Origin of the sequence: Novosphingobium umbonatum (genome assembly GCF_004005905.1) — a bacterium.
GTDB classification, from domain to species: domain Bacteria; phylum Pseudomonadota; class Alphaproteobacteria; order Sphingomonadales; family Sphingomonadaceae; genus Novosphingobium; species Novosphingobium umbonatum.
Genome location: NZ_SACO01000009.1, coordinates 37,610 through 56,412, shown reverse-complemented (window position 1 = coordinate 56,412; position 18,803 = coordinate 37,610). Strand labels below are relative to the sequence as shown.

At 61.2% G+C, this 18,803-nt stretch carries 14 protein-coding genes; 10 read left to right on the top strand and 4 right to left on the bottom strand.

Annotated features, from left to right (window positions below; genetic code table 11):
- Positions 1-22 precede the first annotated feature (22 nt).
- The 3 genes from ruvB to ruvA are packed head-to-tail and all read right to left on the bottom strand — an operon-like array spanning position 23 to position 2,528.
- The gene (ruvB, locus tag EOE18_RS12255) at positions 23-1,063 is read right to left on the bottom strand and encodes a Holliday junction branch migration DNA helicase RuvB (protein ID WP_127709927.1); all 1,041 of its coding nucleotides are present in this window, start codon (positions 1,061-1,063) and stop codon (positions 23-25) included.
- Positions 1,060-1,917, bottom strand: coding sequence for a hypothetical protein (locus EOE18_RS12250; protein WP_127709925.1), 858 nt, complete (start codon positions 1,915-1,917; stop codon positions 1,060-1,062). Before EOE18_RS12250 ends, ruvB begins: the two co-directional genes overlap by 4 nt.
- On the bottom strand, positions 1,917-2,528 hold the full coding sequence (gene ruvA / locus EOE18_RS12245) for a Holliday junction branch migration protein RuvA (protein ID WP_127709923.1): 612 nt from the start codon (positions 2,526-2,528) through the stop codon (positions 1,917-1,919). Before ruvA ends, EOE18_RS12250 begins: the two co-directional genes overlap by 1 nt.
- A 135-nt stretch (positions 2,529-2,663) precedes the next feature.
- On the opposite strand from ruvA, the gene EOE18_RS12240 reads away from it, so the two are divergent.
- Positions 2,664-4,676 carry a right-handed parallel beta-helix repeat-containing protein gene (locus EOE18_RS12240; protein ID WP_127709921.1) on the top strand — a complete coding sequence of 671 codons (2,013 nt, stop codon included), beginning with the start codon at positions 2,664-2,666 and terminating at the stop codon, positions 4,674-4,676.
- Here EOE18_RS12240 and EOE18_RS12235 read toward each other — a convergent pair.
- Positions 4,654-5,472: an SGNH/GDSL hydrolase family protein gene (locus EOE18_RS12235; RefSeq protein ID WP_127709919.1), complete on the bottom strand. Its 819-nt coding sequence runs from the start codon at positions 5,470-5,472 to the stop codon at positions 4,654-4,656. The two genes, EOE18_RS12240 and EOE18_RS12235, sit on opposite strands and share 23 nt — an antisense overlap.
- Before the next feature lie 294 nt (positions 5,473-5,766).
- Here EOE18_RS12235 and EOE18_RS12230 point away from each other — a divergent pair, with 294 nt between their 5' ends.
- From EOE18_RS12230 to EOE18_RS12190, 9 genes are all read left to right on the top strand, one after another.
- Positions 5,767-7,071 carry a hypothetical protein gene (locus EOE18_RS12230; protein ID WP_127709918.1) on the top strand — a complete coding sequence of 435 codons (1,305 nt, stop codon included), beginning with the start codon at positions 5,767-5,769 and terminating at the stop codon, positions 7,069-7,071.
- Positions 7,072-7,139: 68 nt separating this feature from the next.
- Positions 7,140-7,979, top strand: coding sequence for a glycosyltransferase family 2 protein (locus EOE18_RS12225; protein WP_127709917.1), 840 nt, complete (start codon positions 7,140-7,142; stop codon positions 7,977-7,979).
- Positions 7,976-8,575 (top strand): LbetaH domain-containing protein, encoded by a 600-nt coding sequence (locus EOE18_RS12220; RefSeq protein ID WP_220446007.1) that lies wholly within the window; start codon positions 7,976-7,978, stop codon positions 8,573-8,575. Before EOE18_RS12225 ends, EOE18_RS12220 begins: the two co-directional genes overlap by 4 nt.
- Positions 8,572-9,774, top strand: coding sequence for a glycosyltransferase (locus EOE18_RS12215; protein ID WP_164852743.1), 1,203 nt, complete (start codon positions 8,572-8,574; stop codon positions 9,772-9,774). Before EOE18_RS12220 ends, EOE18_RS12215 begins: the two co-directional genes overlap by 4 nt.
- On the top strand, positions 9,771-10,940 hold the full coding sequence (locus EOE18_RS12210; protein WP_127709914.1) for a glycosyltransferase: 1,170 nt from the start codon (positions 9,771-9,773) through the stop codon (positions 10,938-10,940). Before EOE18_RS12215 ends, EOE18_RS12210 begins: the two co-directional genes overlap by 4 nt.
- A gap of 151 nt (positions 10,941-11,091) precedes the next feature.
- Positions 11,092-13,323, top strand: coding sequence for a TonB-dependent receptor (locus EOE18_RS12205; RefSeq protein ID WP_127709912.1), 2,232 nt, complete (start codon positions 11,092-11,094; stop codon positions 13,321-13,323).
- 97 nt (positions 13,324-13,420) lie between these two features.
- Entirely contained in the window at positions 13,421-15,634 is a 2,214-nt protein-coding gene (locus tag EOE18_RS12200) for a beta-glucosidase family protein (RefSeq protein ID WP_127709910.1), read from the top strand.
- A 5-nt stretch (positions 15,635-15,639) separates the two neighbouring features.
- On the top strand, positions 15,640-17,148 hold the full coding sequence (locus EOE18_RS12195; protein WP_127709908.1) for a carboxylesterase/lipase family protein: 1,509 nt from the start codon (positions 15,640-15,642) through the stop codon (positions 17,146-17,148).
- 179 nt (positions 17,149-17,327) lie between these two features.
- Positions 17,328-18,800 carry a nucleoside hydrolase-like domain-containing protein gene (locus EOE18_RS12190; RefSeq protein ID WP_164852742.1) on the top strand — a complete coding sequence of 491 codons (1,473 nt, stop codon included), beginning with the start codon at positions 17,328-17,330 and terminating at the stop codon, positions 18,798-18,800.
- Positions 18,801-18,803 lie beyond the last annotated feature (3 nt).

Here is an 18,803-nt window from a genome sequence, read left to right as displayed (position 1 = left end):
GACGGCCAAGGGGTAAAGCGCTTTACCCCTCGTCAGCCGAATCGAATAACCCGCCAGCGGGTGGCTGCGCCGAGGGCGGTGTAATCCCCAGATGCTGCCATGCGCGATCATTGAGACAGCGCCCGCGTGCCGTGCGCGCCACCATGCCCAGCTGGATCAGATAGGGCTCGATCACTTCTTCCACCGTGTCGCGCGGTTCGGACAGGCCAGCGGCCAGAGTGTCCAGCCCCACCGGCCCGCCTTTGTAAATATCGGCGATCATATGCAGGTAGCGGCGATCCTGCGCGTCCAATCCGGCATTATCCACCTCCAGACGGGTCAGCGCATTGTCCGCAATCGCCTGAGTCACGCGGTCGCTGCCCGCGACATGGGCGAAATCGCGCACGCGGCGCAGCAACCGGCCTGCCACACGCGGCGTGCCCCGCGCACGGCGGGCAATCTCGCGCGCGCCTTCCGGCTCGATGCTCATGCCCATCAGATTGGCGCCACGGGTGATCACCCGCTCCAATTCCTCCACGCTGTAGAATTGCAGGCGGACCGGAATGCCGAATCGGTCGCGCAGAGGCGTTTGCAGCAGGCCCTGCCGTGTGGTGGCGCCGATCAGCGTGAAGGGTGGCAGGTCGATCCGCACCGAACGCGCCGAGGGGCCTTCCCCGATCATCAGATCGAGCGCGCGGTCCTCCATCGCGGGATAGAGCACTTCCTCCACCACCGGATTGAGGCGGTGGATTTCGTCGATGAACAGCACATCGCCCTCTTCCAGATTGGTGAGCAGCGCGGCCAGATCGCCGGTCTTGGCAATCACGGGGCCGGAGGTAGCCTTGAAATTCACGCCCAGCTCGCGCGCGATAATCTGCGCCAGCGTGGTCTTGCCAAGGCCGGGCGGGCCGAAGAACAAGGTGTGGTCCAGCGCCTCCTTGCGGCTCTTCGCGCTTTCGATAAACACGCGCAGATTGTCCTTGGCGGCGGCCTGACCCACAAATTCGGCCAAGCTCTTGGGACGCAAAGCCGCGTCCATATCCTCGATCTGGCGATGGGCGGAAAGGAGGGGGTTATCGGTCATTCAACTTCAAACTTTTCCAGCCAAGGGGATGAGCCATCCTCTCGCCGACGCTTGAGCATGGCATTGATTTTGCCAAAATCAAAAATATCGGGTCGATCAAAAATTAAACTGAAAACTTTTTCTCCAATCCCTTTCCATGCGTCCTCGTAAGAGATCACTCCAACAACACCAAATCCCTTGCTTTCCAAGCCGCGAACATAGTTAAAAAGGCAGTCATTCAGATAGCCAACTTTGGCGACATCGAACAATAGGCTGAGCAATCTATCCTTCGCCAAAATTTCGGAAAAGTCAAAAGACGCCCAGCGAGCACACAGAATTTGCAGCTGACTCATAAGTTCCGAGATGTGACATATATCCGTATCATTCGTCAGTGTTTCGGTAAATTCACGAAAGCTAGATGCCACTGATGCTGGAAACAAGATTTCATCAAGTCTGCGCGTCTTAAGAATGTCAGGATTCACAGCCACTTCATCTGGCTCACCGTGCTCGGCTTCAACATCTAGACGCTGCATCTCACCTAACAGTTTATCAGCCATCGAATGGCACATCGCACTGATCTCTGAAACGGCAAACGGCATCCCGATACGGGCCGCATTATGACGACGACGAATTTCATCTAATCGCTGATTTTCGACCTGCTCCATCTGCTCTCGCACAGATGCCAACTCATCTTGCTTATGCCGCTCAGCCTGCTTCATCTGACAGCGCGTAACGAGAATCGTCAAACCAGCCGCTAAAACTGCTAAAACGCCACCCAGCAGCGATTGCCACTCATACCAACACTGACTTGGATCGGACCACCAGTTCGCTGCCACCATACAACGCGCATGGTCTGTCCAGTTAATCCCCACCATCACCCACTCGCCTTCTTCAACGCCACGCGGATCAGTGCATTCAATCCCGCCGCCTCGCCCAATTCGTCCAGCGCCTTTTCCGCCGCCGCCGCCGCCACATTGGGTTTGAAACCAAGGTTTTGCAGCGCCGAAACAATATCCGCCGCCAGATTGCCCTCGGGCAGGGCGCCCGATACCGACACGCTAGCGGGCAGACCGCCAAAGCTCATCGCGCCCGCCTTGTCCTTCAATTCATTGACAATGCGCGCCGCCAGTTTCGGCCCCACCCCATTGGCGCGGGCCACCATGGCGCTGTCGCCACCGGCGCAGGCGCGCTGCAATTCTTCGGCGGTCAGCGCGGACAGGATGGCCAGCGCCACCTTGCTGCCCACACCCTGCACCTGCGTCAAAAGGCGGAACCACGCCCTCTCGCCCGCGCTGGTAAAGCCGATCAGGCGCATGTCGGTTTCCGACACTTGCATCTCGGTATGCACCACAACGCGATCGCCGCGCACACCAAAGGCGGCCAGCGTGCGGGCGGAGCAGAACACCAGATAGCCCACGCCATTGACGTCGATCACCGCCCAATCGGGGCCAAAATCATCCAGAGTGCCGGTCAGTTTCGCAATCATCGGCGCACCCTAGCGCGGGCGGAACGATTTGGGAACAGATTTGGCGGGGGATGCCGGAAAAAGGCGCGGGCAAGGCTTGATCCCCAGGCACCCTGAACTGTATAAATATCCATATTTCCCATAGGATTACATGCCATGAAAATCCACACAGCCGCCCTTTCCAGTCTGGCATTCATGGCCCTGCCCACAACCGCCGCCGCCCGCGTTGTACCACTCCCCGCCTCGCCTGAAGGAATCGCGCAGGCCATCGCCGCCCTGCCCGCTTTGCGCGACAGCCTACCTGCGGGCGAGCCGGTGGAAATGGTGCTTCCTGCGGGGCGCATCCGGCTGTCCGCCCCCATCGTGATCGATGCCGCGCATGGCGGCACGCCCGCGCATCGGCTGATCCTGCGCGGGGCCGACCAAGGCGCGAGCTGGCTGAGTGGCGCGCGCGACGTGCCCACCCGCCCCGCACAGGCCAACGACGCGCAGGCCAACGATGCACAGGCCAGCGATGCTTCCGGCCATCCCCTGCCATCGGGAACACGGGTGGCGGAATGGGGCGACCTGCCCTTCACCCCCGCCTTGATCCCCCATGGCACCTATGTGAACACCGGCGAACAGGGGCTATTGCTGTTTCAGGGTGGGCAGCGCCTCTATCCCACCCGCTGGCCCGCGCAGACCCGCGTCACCGCCGTTATCGAAGGGCCATTGGCGCAAGGTCCGGTGCTGCGCCTGCCCTCCGATATGCCCGCCGCGCTATGGGGTGAACAGGCGGCATGGGTGGCCGCCTATTGGGGCACGGTATGGAGCTATGAGAGCGCGCCGCTGCAAGGTCTGAACCCCGCCAGCCATAGCGCCAAGGTGGCCCCCTTGCGCAGCCCGCCCGATGGCCAGCCCAAGGCCGATTTCTACCTCGCCAATCTGGTGTCGCAATTGGGTCAGTCGGGGCGCTTCTATTGGCCGCCTGCGCAAAAACGCGCGCTGTTCACGCCGGTCTCGGGCGGCGGCGAGGTGGAACTGGCGGTGGCCACCACCTTGTTGCGCCTGCAAGGCGCGGCCCATGTCACGCTGCGCCATATCGGCTTTGAACGGGCCAGCGGCGATCTGGTGACCCTTGCGCAGGATCAGGATGTCATCATCGAGGATTGCCATTTGCGCCAGTCGGGCCGCAACGGATTGGTGGTACGCGGCGGCAAGCAAGTGCAGATCCGCCACACTGTGGTCGAGCAGACCGGCGAGACCGGCATCATCCTGCAAGGCGGCGACCGCGCCAGCCTGACCCGTGGCGACAATGTGATTGCCGACAGCGTGGTCGCCGAATTCGGGCAGGAAAGCCCGACCTATCGCCCCGGTGTGAAACTGGAAGGCGTGGGCAATGCCTTGCGCGATTCCCTGATCACCGGCGGGCCGCATACGGGCGTCATGCTGTGGGGCAATGATCTGGCGGTGGAGCGTAACGAGATCAGCCATGTCCTACGCGATGCCGAGGATATGGGCGCGGTCTATATGGGCGCAGACTGGACCTTGCGGGGGACAAGGCTGGCGGGCAATTATATCCACGACCTTGGCGGGCAGAGGAAGACCTATTTCCTCTCCGCCATCTATCTGGACGATCAATTCAGCAGCGCGGATATCAGCGGCAATATTCTGGTCGGGGGCGATCACAGCATCGTCTTTGCCGGAGGGCGCGACAACCATGCGACGGGCAATCTGATGCTATCCCCCAAACGTGCCTCTTTGCATTTTGACGCGCGTGGCCTGACTTTTCAAGCCGGTCGCCGCGAGGAATTTGCCGCCAAGGCGGCCAAAGTGCCCTATCAGAGCGCCTTGTGGTTGCGCCATTATCCCGCGCTGGCCACGCTGACGCCCGAGAATTTCGGCCATCCGGCGGGCAATCTTTTCGCGGGTAATCTGGTGCTGGGGGCCAAGCTGGTTGCGTCCGAGCCTGCCGATTTGAACTTTGACGCGATGCTGACGCAGGACAACAACCGGACCGGTCCCGCCCTTGACTCCACGCTACCGAATCTGGCCCAGCAGCGCCTGCCCGACGGGCGGCGCCTGCTGGTGGCAACACAGGCGCAGAGGCTGCAGGACTTGGTGGCGCAACTGGCCGTCACCCCACTATCTGGCGCGCAAATGGCGCCTAGCGCAAATGCCGGGCGATAATCTCCGCCAGCACCCGATTGCCCTCCACCGAAGGATGGATTTCAGTGTCGCGATAAAGGGCATCTTTCCAGAGCGGATCCCTGGCAATGGTCACAATCTCTGCCCGCCCCTGCAATCGTGCCAAAAGCGGGGCGAAAGCGGCGGGTAGGGGCTGGCCAACCTCTTTACGCAGGGGATAGAGCACCCAGATCAGGCGCCCGTGATAATGCTGCAGGAACCAGTCCAGATTGGCCTGCCACCGGCGGGTTGCCTCGGCAGTTACCGGCGACATCACCACATCCTTGGGCTTGAGCACATATTTCTGTGCATAATAAGCCAAGGCCGAGACCGGCGGATGATCAGGCCATTGCAGGGCGGAACTGTGCGTCGCCAATTCCCCGAAATCGCCGCTTTCGCTGACCCAGACAATGGTGGGCGTGGCCAGCCATTCGGGATGGGCGCGCATCATGGCCAGTTCATTGTTGAGCGACCATCCCCCCGCCGCCAGAGGATAGACCGGAACCTTGGCCACCTGCTCCAGTTGCGGCCCCAGCTTGTCCTTTTGCCGGAACGGATTGCCGCCGAACACAATGCTGTCCCCCACCAACAACACCGCATCGGCCGTGGGCGAGAAGGGGCGCGCGGTGCCCATGGATTGCGCATTGACCGCCCAGTCATTGCGGCGGAACAAGGCGCCCTGTTGCGAAGGCGCGGGATAATAGCCGATCGCAGAATCCACCCGATAGAGCGGAAAGCTGGTCGCGCCGGCCAAGCGCAAGCCGAATTCTGCCGCCGGAATGATGGCGAGCACGAGCATAAGCAGCCATTTGGCATGCGCTTTGGTCAATATTCTCACAATATTCCCACCATGATAAACAAATGCCGCAGGATTACGCCAGTAGTCCCGAATGCGAACCGGCCTATGAAATGCCGTGCAAACCAGAGCTGCCATTTTGTTGCGGCGCGTCATACCCGAGCTATAGCTTCGCCAAGAATTTTCTAAAAATCAAACAGATACTACGCAAAAATACGCGCAATCCCTTGACCCATCCGCGACTCTATCGCTAGTGCAGCATTATAGGCATAATCACGTAGGTGTGGAATAGCTGCAATGTCCCTAATGCTTCACCCTGCCGAGGTTACCCGCCAGAACAAGCTAGCCCAAACGCCTGTTCTGACGATGGGAAAGCTGGAAATAACTTGCCTGCTGCTCACCTTGCTGATCGAGGTCGGCACCAGCTATTGGCTCTCCTTTGCCACGCTGACCGCCCTGTTGATGCTGTTTCGCTATGGCAAAGTCTTTGCCAAAGGCTTGAGCGATGTTCCGGCCTTTTTGTTCATTATGCCTTTGATGTATACGCCGCTGCTTTGGGAAAGGTCGGTCGATCCCAATCAGGATATTCTGAAAATATCGCGCGAAATTCTATTTTACACCTTGTCGGTCAGCTTTTTTCTGGGCGTTCGCCATTTTGCCATCGCGCCCAACAGCAAGGCCGTGACCCGCACTATCCGCATCATCGCGATTTTCCTTTTCTGCCTTTGCATAGTGCAGATGGGGACCCTGTCGCGCGGCATCTATTTCGGGATTCCCGCCGATCTTTACGCACAGGGCAACAACACCGTCCCCACCGAACTGACCCTGCGCTTCATGCATCTGCGCCCCGCCGCCACTTTCACCGAACCCAGCTATCTGGCCTTTGAAGTGCTGGGCCTGTTGATGATCAACGGCTTTTTCCACCATCTGGGCGGCAGAGACCCCTTTGCCAATATCCTGCTGGTCGCCACCGGCCTGATGAGTCAATCGCTGTCCTTTGTGCTGTTTCTGGGCGTGCTGGTCAGCGTTGCGGTGATGACGATGCCAGCCTTTGCCCGCTATCGCATCGCCTGCCTGGTGGTAGGCATGATCATCGGCCTGGGCATTATGGCCGCCAGCGACGATCTGTTCATCACCAAACGCCTCAGCACCGCCGGACAGGCCAACGGGGACTTCTCGATTTTCGTGCGCATCTTTGGTCCGGCGGGCGTGATGGGCGACTTTTTGGCCAGCTACCCTCTGGGCGCCCTGTCCACCGCGATGATTGATGCCATCACCCCGCTATCGGCGCGGGCAGGCATGCCGCCCAACGAATATCTGATGAACTCGATCTACAACGCCTTGTTCTACTACGGCATCTTCGGACCATTTTTGCTCTATTTCTTCTTCAGACCTTTCAACAAGATGTACAAGCTTTACGTCTTCCTGTCCTTCATTTTCAACGGCAATTGCTTTGCGCCGGACAAATTCACCTGCTTTGCGCTGTTCTATGTCCTGTATATTGCCAACGGATATGGCGCAGCTTCTTATGGCGCGCGGCCACAGGCAGCTTTGCCCAAATGGCGCCGTTGGCAGGGAAAAAATCCGATGCCATTGTCTTGAAAATCAAATTATATCAGATAGATAGTATAAAATTCCCATAGTAAGACGACTCTAGTGCGGAGTTCCGCGTGAAACCAAGCCAGCCCCCACCGCGGATCGCCGTTCTGGCCACTGTCTTTAACCGCAGGGAGGTCACCCTGCGCCGCCTTCACGATCTGCGCGAGGCGGCCAAAGGGCTGGATTACCGCGTCTATCTGGTGGATGATGCCTGCCCACAGGGAACAGGCGATGCCGTGCGGGCAAGCTTTGCCGAAGTCACCGTCATCGATGGCACCGGCAACCTGTGGTGGAATGGCGGCATGCGAACCGCATGGACCCGCGCCATAGAGGACAAGCCCGATTACTATCTGTGGTGGAATGACGACTTGATGTTCGCCCCGGGCAGCATCGCCGCCATGTTCGAATTCCACCACCAGAAAGAACGCGAATATGGCCCCAAGGTGATCACTGTGGGCAAGGTGGCCGACCCCGATACAGGCGCCATCACCTATGGCGCCATGGTGCGGGCAAGGGGGCTGTCCCGCCTGCGTTTCCAACTGGCGCCCGATGACGGACAGCCCTGCGCCACCATGAATGGCAATGCGGTGATCGTACCCGCCAGCGCGGTGGAGGATATTGGCATCCATTCCCCCCATTACGCCCATTCCACCGGCGACATCGATTATGGCCTGCGCGCCAATCTTGCCGGTTACCGCTTGTTTCAAACCATGGATGTGGTGGGCACAACCCCGTTCAATATCGCGTTTGAACTGGGCCAGTCCAAGCTGAACTGGGCCAACCGGCGCTTTATCTTTGGCCATCCCAAGGGCGTGCCCTGGCGCGAATGGCTCCATTTCTGCCGCCGTTTCGGCGGACCATTATGGCCCGTCAATTTCCTCTACCGCTATATCAAGATGGCTCTTTCATGATCGCGCCCTCCGACCCCGATATGCTGGCAGGGACCACTTATGGCACCAAAGGCCGGCTGCGCAGCTTCAGCTATCGCCACATCCTGTTGCGCCTTTTGTGGAACACCACATGGCTGCTGCTGGCCAGTTGGACGCCGCCGCAAATGTATGGCTGGCGCCGCTTTTTGTTGCGGATGTTCGGGGCGGAAATGGGCACGGGCGCACGCGTCTATGGCAGCGCGAGGGTCTGGTATCCGCCCAATCTGACCATGGGCGACCATGCCGTTCTGGGCTGGCAGGCCTATGCCTATACTATGGGGCCGATCACGATTGGCGACCACGCCATTGTCTCGCAATTCTCGCGCCTGATGGCGGGCACGCATGATATCCATTCGGCCACTTTCCAGATCTACGCCAAGCCGATCACCATCGAACCCCATGCCTGGGTCGCGGCGGGCTGTTTTGTCGGGCCCGGCGCGCATATTGGCGAAGGCGCGGTGCTGGGCGGTGCGGGCGTATGCTTTGGCAGGCTGGAGCCATGGACGGTCTATGCCGGCAATCCAGCGCGAAGGATTGCCGATCGTACCCGCTTTATCGACAAGGTCACCGCGTCATGAAAATCCTGCATCTGCTGGAAACGGCGCGGGCCGAATCGGGTGGCCCGATTGCCGTGGCAAGCAGCCTGGGCCACGCCTGGGCCAGAGCGGGACATCGGCAGGATCTGGTCACGCTCGACCTGCCGGGCGAGGCCGACCTGGGGGATTATCCGGGGGAATTGATCGCGCTGGGTGCGCCTCGGCGCAAGACGCCCTCGGGCATCTATCGCTATTCGCCCGACCTTGTGCCCTGGCTTCACGCCCATGCGCGCTCCTATGACGCGGTGATTGTGTCCAGCCTCTGGCGCTATCAGGCGCGGGCAGCGATCACCGGCCTGCACCGGATCGGGGTCCCCTACAGCGTGTTTACCCATGGCATGCTCGATCCATGGTTCGAGCGCTATTATCCGGTCAAACACTGGCTCAAACAATTGTCGTGGTGGATGGTGGAGGGAGCATACCTGCGTCATGCGCAGAATGTGCTGTTCACCTGCCGCGAGGAAATGCTGCAAGCGCAGGATGCCTTCTGGCCCTATCATGTGCGCGGCGCGGTGGCAGGCTGCGGGACGCTTGATGTGCCCGAAGCCGAAGACAGGGCCAGCCACCAGCGTCAGATCGAGGCCTTTCACGGCGCTTTGCCAGCGGTAAAGGGCAAGCGCTATCTGCTCTTCCTCAGCCGCCTGCACGAGAAAAAGGGCTGCGACATCCTGATCGACGCTTTTGGCGCGGTGGCAGCAGAGGATCCCGAACTCCATCTGGTGGTGGCAGGGCCTGATCAGGTTGGCCTGCGTAGCGCATTGGAAACGCAGGCCAGGGATCTGGGGCTGGCGGGACGGGTGCATTTCCCCGGCATGGTCACCGGCGATGTCAAATTCGGCGCCTATCGTGCGGCGCAGGCCTTTGCGCTGACATCGCATCAGGAAAATTTCGGCGTGGTGGTGGCCGAGGCGCTGGCTTGCGGAACGCCGGTGTTGTTGGGCAACGAGGTCAATGTCTGGCGCGAAGTGGTGGATGCAGGCGCAGGCCTTGCCACACAGGACAATGCGCCCGCCGCCGCCATGCTGGCGCGCTTTCTGGCCATGCCCCCTGCTGCTCTGGCCGCGATGCGGGCGGCAACCCGCCCCTGTTTTCTCGATAGATTCCATATTGATCGCGCCGCCGCCAACTTGCTGTCCATCCTGATGGCCGACAGAACCGCCCCTGAGAGGAACCGCCCATGAAAATCCTGCACATCCTGGAAACGGCATTTCTGGAAGCGGGAGGTCCCATCGAGGCCGCGCGCAACATGGGCATTGTCTGGACCCGTAATGGCCACAGCCATGACATCGTCTGTCTGGACCCCAAAGGCCCGATGAGCCTGCCCGACTATCCCGGCACCATCACCGCTCTGGGCGTACCCCGTGGCAAGACGCTGGGGGCGGCCTATCGTTACTCGCCCGATTTCGTGCCCTGGCTGCGCGAGAATGCGCCCAAATATGATGCGGTGATCGTATCGGGCCTGTGGCGTTACCAAACGCGCGGGGCGCTGGTGGCGCTGCGCGATCTGGGCATCCCCTATTTCTGCTTCTGCCATGGCATGCTCGACCCATGGTTCCGCCGCCGCTACCCGCTCAAACATCTGATCAAGCAAGTGTCATGGTGGCTGGCCGAAGGGCCGCTGCTGGCCGGTGCGCGCCGCGTGCTGTTCACGTGCGAGGAAGAAGGCATCGTGTGCGACAAGGCCTTTTGGCCCTATCGCCTCAACGGCATTTCGGGCGGCTATGGCACTTCGGACGTGAAGGGCGATCCAGACAGCCAGATCGCCGCCTTCCGCGCCCATCTCCCCTCGCTGGGCGACAAGCGCTATCTGCTGTTCCTCAGCCGCATTCACGAAAAGAAGGGCTGCGACCTGTTGGTGCAGGCCTTTGCCGATGTGGCCGCCACCGATCCCGATCTGCAACTGGTGATCGCGGGGCCCGATCAGGTGGGTCTGGTGGCCGTGTTGCAGGCGCAGGCGCAAAAGCTGGGCATTGCCGACCGGTTGCATTTCCCCGGCATGTTGAAGGGCGATCTCAAATATGGCGCCTTCCGCGCGGCCGAGGCCTTTGTCCTGCCTTCGCATCAGGAAAATTTCGGCATCGTGGTCGCCGAAGCGCTGGCCTGCAACACGCCGGTCTTGATCAGCAACAAGGTCAATATCTGGCGCGAGATCCTTGCCGATGGCGCGGGAATCGTCGAGCCGGATGATCAGGCGGGCACCACGAGATTGTTGCGAAGGTGGTTGGAAATGACACCGCTGGACCGGAAAAATCTTGTCGACCGGACGCGTCCCTGTTTCCTCAAACGCTTTCATATCGACCAGGTCGCCCTGTCGATTCTGGAAATTATTCAGAAATATTCCGCCTAAAAATCAATTATCTATATGCGCTTGTTGCAATTCAGCAACATAGCCATGTCTAATTCACCACCCCCTCTCCTTCATCGCTTGACAGCGATGACAAATGTAACCGATTGTAACCCTCAGAGCGGTCAGAAGATCGCCTACAAAGGAGAGGGGTATGAAGAAATTCGCCTTGGCGGGCGTTGTGTCCGCCATTGCCATCATGTCGTCGACGTCGGCCATGGCCCAGCAGGCCAAGCCGGTTGAAACCGGCGACATCATCGTCACCGCCACCCGCACCGAAACGCTGCTGTCGAAAACCCCGATCGCGATGACCGCGGTCAGCGGCGACCAGCTGATTTCCAAGGGCATCACCAACACCACCCAGCTGGCCGACAGCGTGCCCAACGTGTCGATCGTGCGCGGCAACGGCTTGCAGATCACCATCCGCGGCGTGACCAGCACCGACGGCACCGAAAAGGGCGACCCCTCGGCCGCCTTCCTGCAGGATGGCATCTATCTGGCCCGTCCGCAGGCACAGGAAGTGGCCTTCTTTGACATCGAGCGCGTGGAAGTGCTGCGCGGTCCGCAGGGCACGCTCTATGGTCGCAACACCACCGCCGGTGTGGTCAATGTGATCACCGCATCGCCCAAGCACAAGCTGGGCGCATCGGTGGATGCTTCCTATGAAAATTATAACCACATCAATGCCGTGGCCGCCATCAATGTGCCGGTAACCGAAACTTTCGCCCTGCGCGCTGCTGTCACCTACGACCGCCGCGACACCTATGTGCGCAAGGCCTCGACCGACAAATTCAACTGGGGCCCGTTCAAGGACGTATTCGCCGCCCGCCTCTCGGCGCTGTGGGAACCCACCAAGGACCTGAAGGTTTTGGTCAAGGCCGACTATTCGCTGGATGACGGCTATGGCGTGAACGCTGTGCCCACCAGCAACTTCTTCTCCAGCGCTGCAGGAAGCCCCTCGGCGGGCGTACTGTCCAAGCCCTCGTATAATGCCAGCGCTTCGTCTGGCGCGCTGCGTACCAGCAACCGCAATGAACAATGGCAGGGCAAGAACCACAACAAAGGCGCTGGCATCATGGGCCAGATCGACTGGAACGTGAGCGATAGCCTGACTGCCACCTATCTCGGCTCCTATCGCACCTTCGACCGCTATTCGCTGGGCACCATCAATTCGGCTACGAACCCGCTGAGCGGTAATCGCACCACGTTCACGGGCAGCTATTGGCAAACCAGCCATGAAGCGCGTCTGGCTTACAAAAAGGGCCCCCTCTTCGTTCAGGGCGGCGGCTACTACTTCAAGGAACAGTCGGGTATTGCCTTCTACATTCTTGATCCGGGTCTTTTCAGCTCCGGTCTGGCCGCATTTGACCGCTTCGGCTTCCCGCAGGATCCTACCAAGGCTGTTACCAAGGGCGTCTTCGCGCAAGGCTCGTATAATTTCACCGACAGCCTGAAGCTGACGGCCGGTGTGCGCTATTCGAGCGATGACAAGAGCCGCGTGGGTGCCACCGTTGGCGGTATCGGCAGCACGCTGGTCAAATTCCAGACCAACAATGCCAGCCGCAATTTCAGCAAGACGACCTGGCGCGTGGGTGTGGACTATGACCTGCCCGGCGTGGGCCTGCTCTATGCCAACGTGGCCACCGGCTATAAGGCTGGCGGTTTCAACGATGGTTGCGAAACCGGCACCGGCACCGGCTGCGCCCTGCCCGCCTCGGCGCTCTACTATCAGCCCGAAACGCTGACCGCTTATGAAGCTGGCTTCAAGGTGCATACGCCTGATTATGTGCTGCGCTTCAACGGCAACTATTTCCACTATGACTACAACGGCCTGCAGGTGTCCTCGGTGCAGAATGTCTGCGGCGGTCCTTGCCAGGTGACGGCCAATGCCGCCACGGCCAAGGTGGACGGTGTGGAACTGGAAGCTTTCCTGCGCCCCGCACAGAACCATGTGTTCAACGCGATGGTCACCTTCCTTGACGCCCGTTATGGCAATTACACCCCGCCCATCAACGGCGCCAATGCCAACTTCTCGGGCGTTCAGCTGAACCGCAGCCCCAAGTCGGTGGTCTCGCTGGGCTATACCTATACCCAGCCGCTGGCCAATGGTGGTGAAATCGTCGGCAATGCCGCAACCCGCATCTCGGCCAGCTATGCGCTGACCGACGTGGGCAATGGCGCCTTCTTCCGTCAGCCCAACTATAGCAAGACCGACCTGTCGGTGACCTATAACTCGCCTGACAAGAAGTATTATGTCGGCGCTTTCGCCAAGAATCTGGAAAACCGGATCGTGATCACCAGCGCGACCGCCAATGGCACCTTCCTTGGCACCGCCTCGTTTGAAGATCCGCGCACCTATGGCGTCAGGGCCGGTTACAAGTTCTGATAACCGCCTGACCATGAAAGGGCCGCAGCCAAGGTTGCGGCCCTTTTTCTTTTGTTTACAACACTCCTCCCCCTGAAACCTACCGGAGCGATCCCTCATGTCTGGTAAAATTGTCCTTCTGGCCTCGGCCACCAGCCTGCTGGCGCTGGCTGCCCCTGCTTTTGCCCAAGCGCCTACCGCCGCCGATGTCGCCAAGGCGCAGGCCCGCGCCGCCGCCACGGTGAAAGCGATGAAGCCCGAGGAAAAGACCATCCTCACCAAGGGCATCATGCCGCTGCCCCTGTTCCCCAACGCGCCCAAGCCGCCCGCCGATGCGGTGGCTGGCGCTGGCTATATTCCCGGCATCGCCCGCCTTGGCGTGCCTGCGTTGAAGGAATCGGACGCCTCGCTGGGCGTGGCCTATGTGATGGGCCTGCGCAAGGACGGCTCCACCGCCATGCCTTCGGGCGTGGCACAGGCCGCAACCTGGAACCCCGAAATCCTCTACAAGGGCGGCGCAACCATCGGCGCCGAAGCCCGCGCCAAGGGCTTTAACGTGCTGCTGGCAGGCGGTGTCAACCTGACGCGTGACCCGCGCAATGGCCGCACCTTTGAATATCTCTCCGAAGACCCGCTGCTGTCGGGAACTCTGGTGGGTGAAGCCATTCGCGGCATCCAGTCCAATGGCATCATCTCCACCATCAAGCATTGGGCGCTGAACGGTCAGGAAACCGGCCGCAAATTCGTCGACATCCGCATTGCCGAACCCGCCGCGCGTGAAAGCGACATTCTGGCTTTCCAGTTGGGCATCGAACGCGGACAGCCGCTCTCGGTGATGTGCGCCTATAACAAGGTCAATGGCGATCAGGCCTGTGCCTCCGACTGGCTGCTGAACAAGGTGCTGAAAAAGGATCTGGGCTGGAAGGGCTTTGTCATGTCCGACTGGGGCGCGGTCCCCGGTGTGGAGGCCGCCATCAATGGTCTGGACCAGCAATCGGGCGCCGAACTGGACAAGGGCGTGTTCTTCACCGACGTGCTGGCCGCCAAGGCCAAGGCTGATCCCAAATGGGCCGCCCGCGTCGATGACATGAACCAGCGCATCCTGACCGCGATCTATGCCGCAGGGCTGGACAAGAATGACGCCAAGCCGGGCGGCGCGATCGATTATGACGCCCATGCCAAAGTGGCCGAGGAAGCCGCCAAGCAGGCCATCGTCCTGCTGAAGAATAGCGGCAATGTGCTGCCTCTGGCCAAGAATGCCAAGCGGATTGCGGTGATCGGCGGCTATGCCAATTCGGGCGTGCTGTCGGGCGGCGGCTCCAGCCAGACAAACCCCGTGGGCGGCCCCAAGGCGGCGATCCCCTTGGGCGGCGATGGCCCATGGGCGGCCTTCTCGGCGCAGCATTACCATGGCACCGCCCCGCTGACCGCCATTCAGGCGCAGGCCAAGAATGCCGAAGTCACCTATCGCGATGGCTCGATCATTGCCGATGCGGTGGATCAGGCCAAGAAGTCGGATGTGGCGATTGTGTTCGCCACCAAATGGTCGACCGAAGGGCAGGACCATGCCGATTTCAGCCTACCCAACGGCCAGGACGCGCTGATTGCGGCGGTAACCGCGGCCAATCCGCGCACCATCGTCGTGCTGGAAACCGGCAATCCGGTGGCCATGCCTTGGCTGGGTTCGGCAGCTGCCGTGCTGGAAGCATGGTTTGGCGGGATGCGCGGCGGCGATGCGATTGCCAGCGTGCTGTTTGGCGAAACCAACCCTTCGGGCCACTTGCCGATCACCTTCCCCGCCAGCGCCGATCAATTGCCGCGCCAAAAGGTCGATGGTTATTGGGACTTTGAACCCAATTTCATGGGTGATCCGCCCACGCCCGACACCAAGGTGACCGCCGATTACAACATCGAAGGTTCCGATGTCGGCTATCGCTGGTTCGCCCGCAAGGGGCAGAAGGCGTTGTTCCCCTTCGGCTATGGCCTGTCCTACACCAGCTTTGAGCAGGGGGGCCTGAATGTGAAGGGCTTGACCGCCAGCTTCACGGTGAAGAACACCGGCCAGAAGGCAGGCGCCACCGTGGCCCAGCTCTATCTGACCAAGCGCGGCGGTGAAGCCAAGCAGCGTCTGGTGGGCTTTGCCCGCGTGGAACTGGCCGCTGGCGAGGCCAAGCCCGTCTCGGTCACCATCGACCCGCGCCTGCTGGCCGACTGGACGCCCAAGGGCTGGGTGGTCAAGGCTGGCGATTACAGCTTTGCGCTGGGCGAGGACGCGGAACGTCTGGGCCAGAGCGTGACGGTGAAAATGCCAGCCAAGCTGGTGAAGGACTGATCGCGATGCGACAAATCTCCCTCTTGCTGGCCAGCGTCATGCTGGCCAGCCCCGCGATGGCGGCAGAAACCGTGGTCGTCACCGGCGGCGCGGTTTCGGGCGTGACCGAGAATGGCGTCACCGCCTTCAAGGGCATCCCCTATGCCGCATCGCCCACCGGCGCCAACCGCTGGCGCGCGCCGCAACCGGTGGTGGCGTGGAAGGGTGTGCGCGATGGCAGCGCCTATGGCCATGATTGCGCACAGGCCCCCTTCCCGCCCGACGCCGCCCCGATCACCACCCAGCCTGCCGAGGATTGCCTTTACCTCAACGTGTGGAAGCCCGCCTCGGCCAAGGCGGGTGACAAACTGCCGGTGATGGTGTGGATCCATGGCGGCGGATTTGTAAACGGCGGCTCCTCGCCCGGGGTCTATTCGGGGCATCAATTTGCCCGTGACGGGGTGGTGCTGGTCAGCATCAATTACCGCCTTGGCCGCTTTGGCTTCTTTGCCCATCCGGCGCTGGCGACCGAAGGGCTGGGCGGCAATTTCGGCTTTATGGACCAGATCGCCGCGCTCAAATGGGTGCGCGCCAATGTCGCCAAATTCGGCGGTGATGCCAGCCGCGTCACCATCTTTGGCGAAAGCGCAGGCGGCATGAGTATGCATATGCTGTTGCAGGCCCCTGCCGCACGCGGCTTGTTTGCCCAAGCCATCGTGGAAAGCGGCGGCGGGCGCAATGGCACGCTGCCCCAGCCGACCTTGGCCAAGGCAGCGCTTATTGGTCAGCAATTTGCCCCCGGCCTGAACGCAGCCCAATTGCGCGCCCTGCCAGAGGCGCGGATCACCGGCGACCTGTCGATGATGAGCATGGGCCAGAAGGGCTATTCCGGCCCGATGGTGGATGGCAAAACCATTCTGGGCGCGCCCGATGATATTGCCGCCGCTGGCCTTGCTGCCAAGGTCCCGGTGATCATCGGCGCCAATTCCGCCGATGGTTTCGCCTTTGATCCCGACAAGGCCAAGGCCTATGCCGTCTATGGCGCGGATGCGGCGGCGGCAGCCAAGGTCTATGACCCCGATGGCAGCAAGCCGGGCGTGCATGTCGCCATGGCGGTCAGCGCCGACCGCATGTTCATCGAGCCGGCCCGCGCGGTCAGCCGCCTGCTGGCCACGAAACAGCCGGTGTGGCTCTATCGCTTTGCCTATGCCGTGCCCAAGCTGCAGGAGATGATCGGCGGGGCCGCCCATGCCAGCGAGCTGCCCTATGTGTTTGACACGGTGCCCGCGCGCAAGGGTGACGCCCCCTTGGCCGAGGAAAGCCCCGTGGCCAGCCTGACCCATCATTACTGGGTAAATTTTGCCAAATATGGCAAGCCCGATGGTGACGGGAAGGTTCCGGCTTGGCCTGCGGTGAAACCATCATTGACAGCGCCGGACAACTCGGTGCAAATCATCGATGGCAAGGGTGCAGCCCATGTCGAGGATCCGTATCAGGCCCGCCTCGATTTCGTGGAGCCGCATCTGGCGCAGTGATGGGCTTGCGTTAAAGCGCCATCACTGGCCTTGATAGACGAAGACAAGTGTTGTGGCAGAAGGCGGCGGCCCCGTTTTCTGCCATCACGCTGTGGATGATCAAAAAGGGTTAGAGGATGGCAGAACATTTCAAGGCAAGCGCTTGGGTACAAGGCGCAATTTTGATAGCGCTATCACAGGTGGGTGTCGCGCAAGCCGCTCCCCGCCCCGCCGCTTTCAAACCCACGCCCTTTAAACCCACAGCGGCCACCCTATTGCCCGACGCAGGCAAAGCCCGCGTCTTCGTCCTGTCCGACATTGGCAATGAACCCGACGATCAAATGTCGCTGGTCCGCCTGCTGACCTATGCCAATGATATCGACATCGAAGGCTTTGGCGCCACCACCTCGATCTTCCAGCGCGAGAAAGTGCGCCCCGATATCGCGCAACATGTGCTGGCCGCTTATGCCAAGGTGGCAAGCCGCCTGCGCGAACATTCGCCCGATTACCCCAAGGCGGAGGATCTGGCCAAGCGCATCCTGCCCGGGGTCGAAGGCTATGGTCTGGCCTCGATCAAGCCCGATGCCCCCTCGCCTGCCGCGCTGGCCCTGCTGGAGGCGGCCGCCAAGCCCGATCCACGCCCGCTCTGGGTGGGCCTGTGGGGCGGCGGCAACACGCTGGCCGAGGCTTTGGCCCATGCCAAAGCGCGGCTCGCACCCGAAGCCTTTGCCGCACTGATCGCCAAGCTGCGCATCTATTCCATCTCTGATCAGGATGACGCCGGCCCCTTCCTGCGCCGCGAATATCCCGCCCTGTTCTGGGTGGGCAAACCATCGGGGCAGGACAGCGCCGAATATGCCAGCGCCACATGGACCGGCATTTCGGGCGATCAATTTTATCGCAACGGCGAAGGGGCCGATTTCACCAAAGTCTCCAACGACTGGCTGGAAAAGAACATCCGCGCCAAGGGCCCGCTGGGAGCGGCCTATCCGCGCTATATGTTCATCATGGAAGGCGACACGCCCGCTTTCCTTGGCCTGATCCCCAATGGGCTGAACACGCCGGAGCGTCCCGATTGGGGCGGCTGGGGCGGACGCTATCTGCTGCGCCAGCCCACAGGGGAAAGCCGCAAGCTGTTCAGCCAAGGCGGCGACAGTTTCATGCGCGTGACCAGCGCCGATACCGTCAACGGCCATACCAGCGACCACGCCACCATCTGGCGCTGGCGCGATGCGTTTCAAAATGATTTTGCCTCGCGGATGGATTGGACCATCCAGCCCTTTGCCAAGGCCAACCATGCGCCGCAGCCGGTGGTCAACGGGCTGGGTACGCTGGCGCCGCTGCTGATCAAGGCCAAGGCGGGCGAGACGATCCAGCTGGACGCCAGCGCCAGCCGCGATCCCGATGGCAACGCGCTCACCTATCGCTGGTTCGCCTATGACGAGGCGGGGTTTGATGGCCAATCGCCCAATCCGGCCCTGTCCATCGCCGCGCCCAAGGCAGCACGCACCAGCGTCACCATCACCGCGCGCTGCGCCAAAAGCTGGCTGGACCTGCCGCAATTGACCTGCCCGCCGGTGCGCACCGCGCATCTGGTTTTGGCAGTGACCGACACGCCCAAGGGCCAGCCCGCCATCACCCGCTATCGCCGTATTCTGATTGAGGTGCGTTAAGCC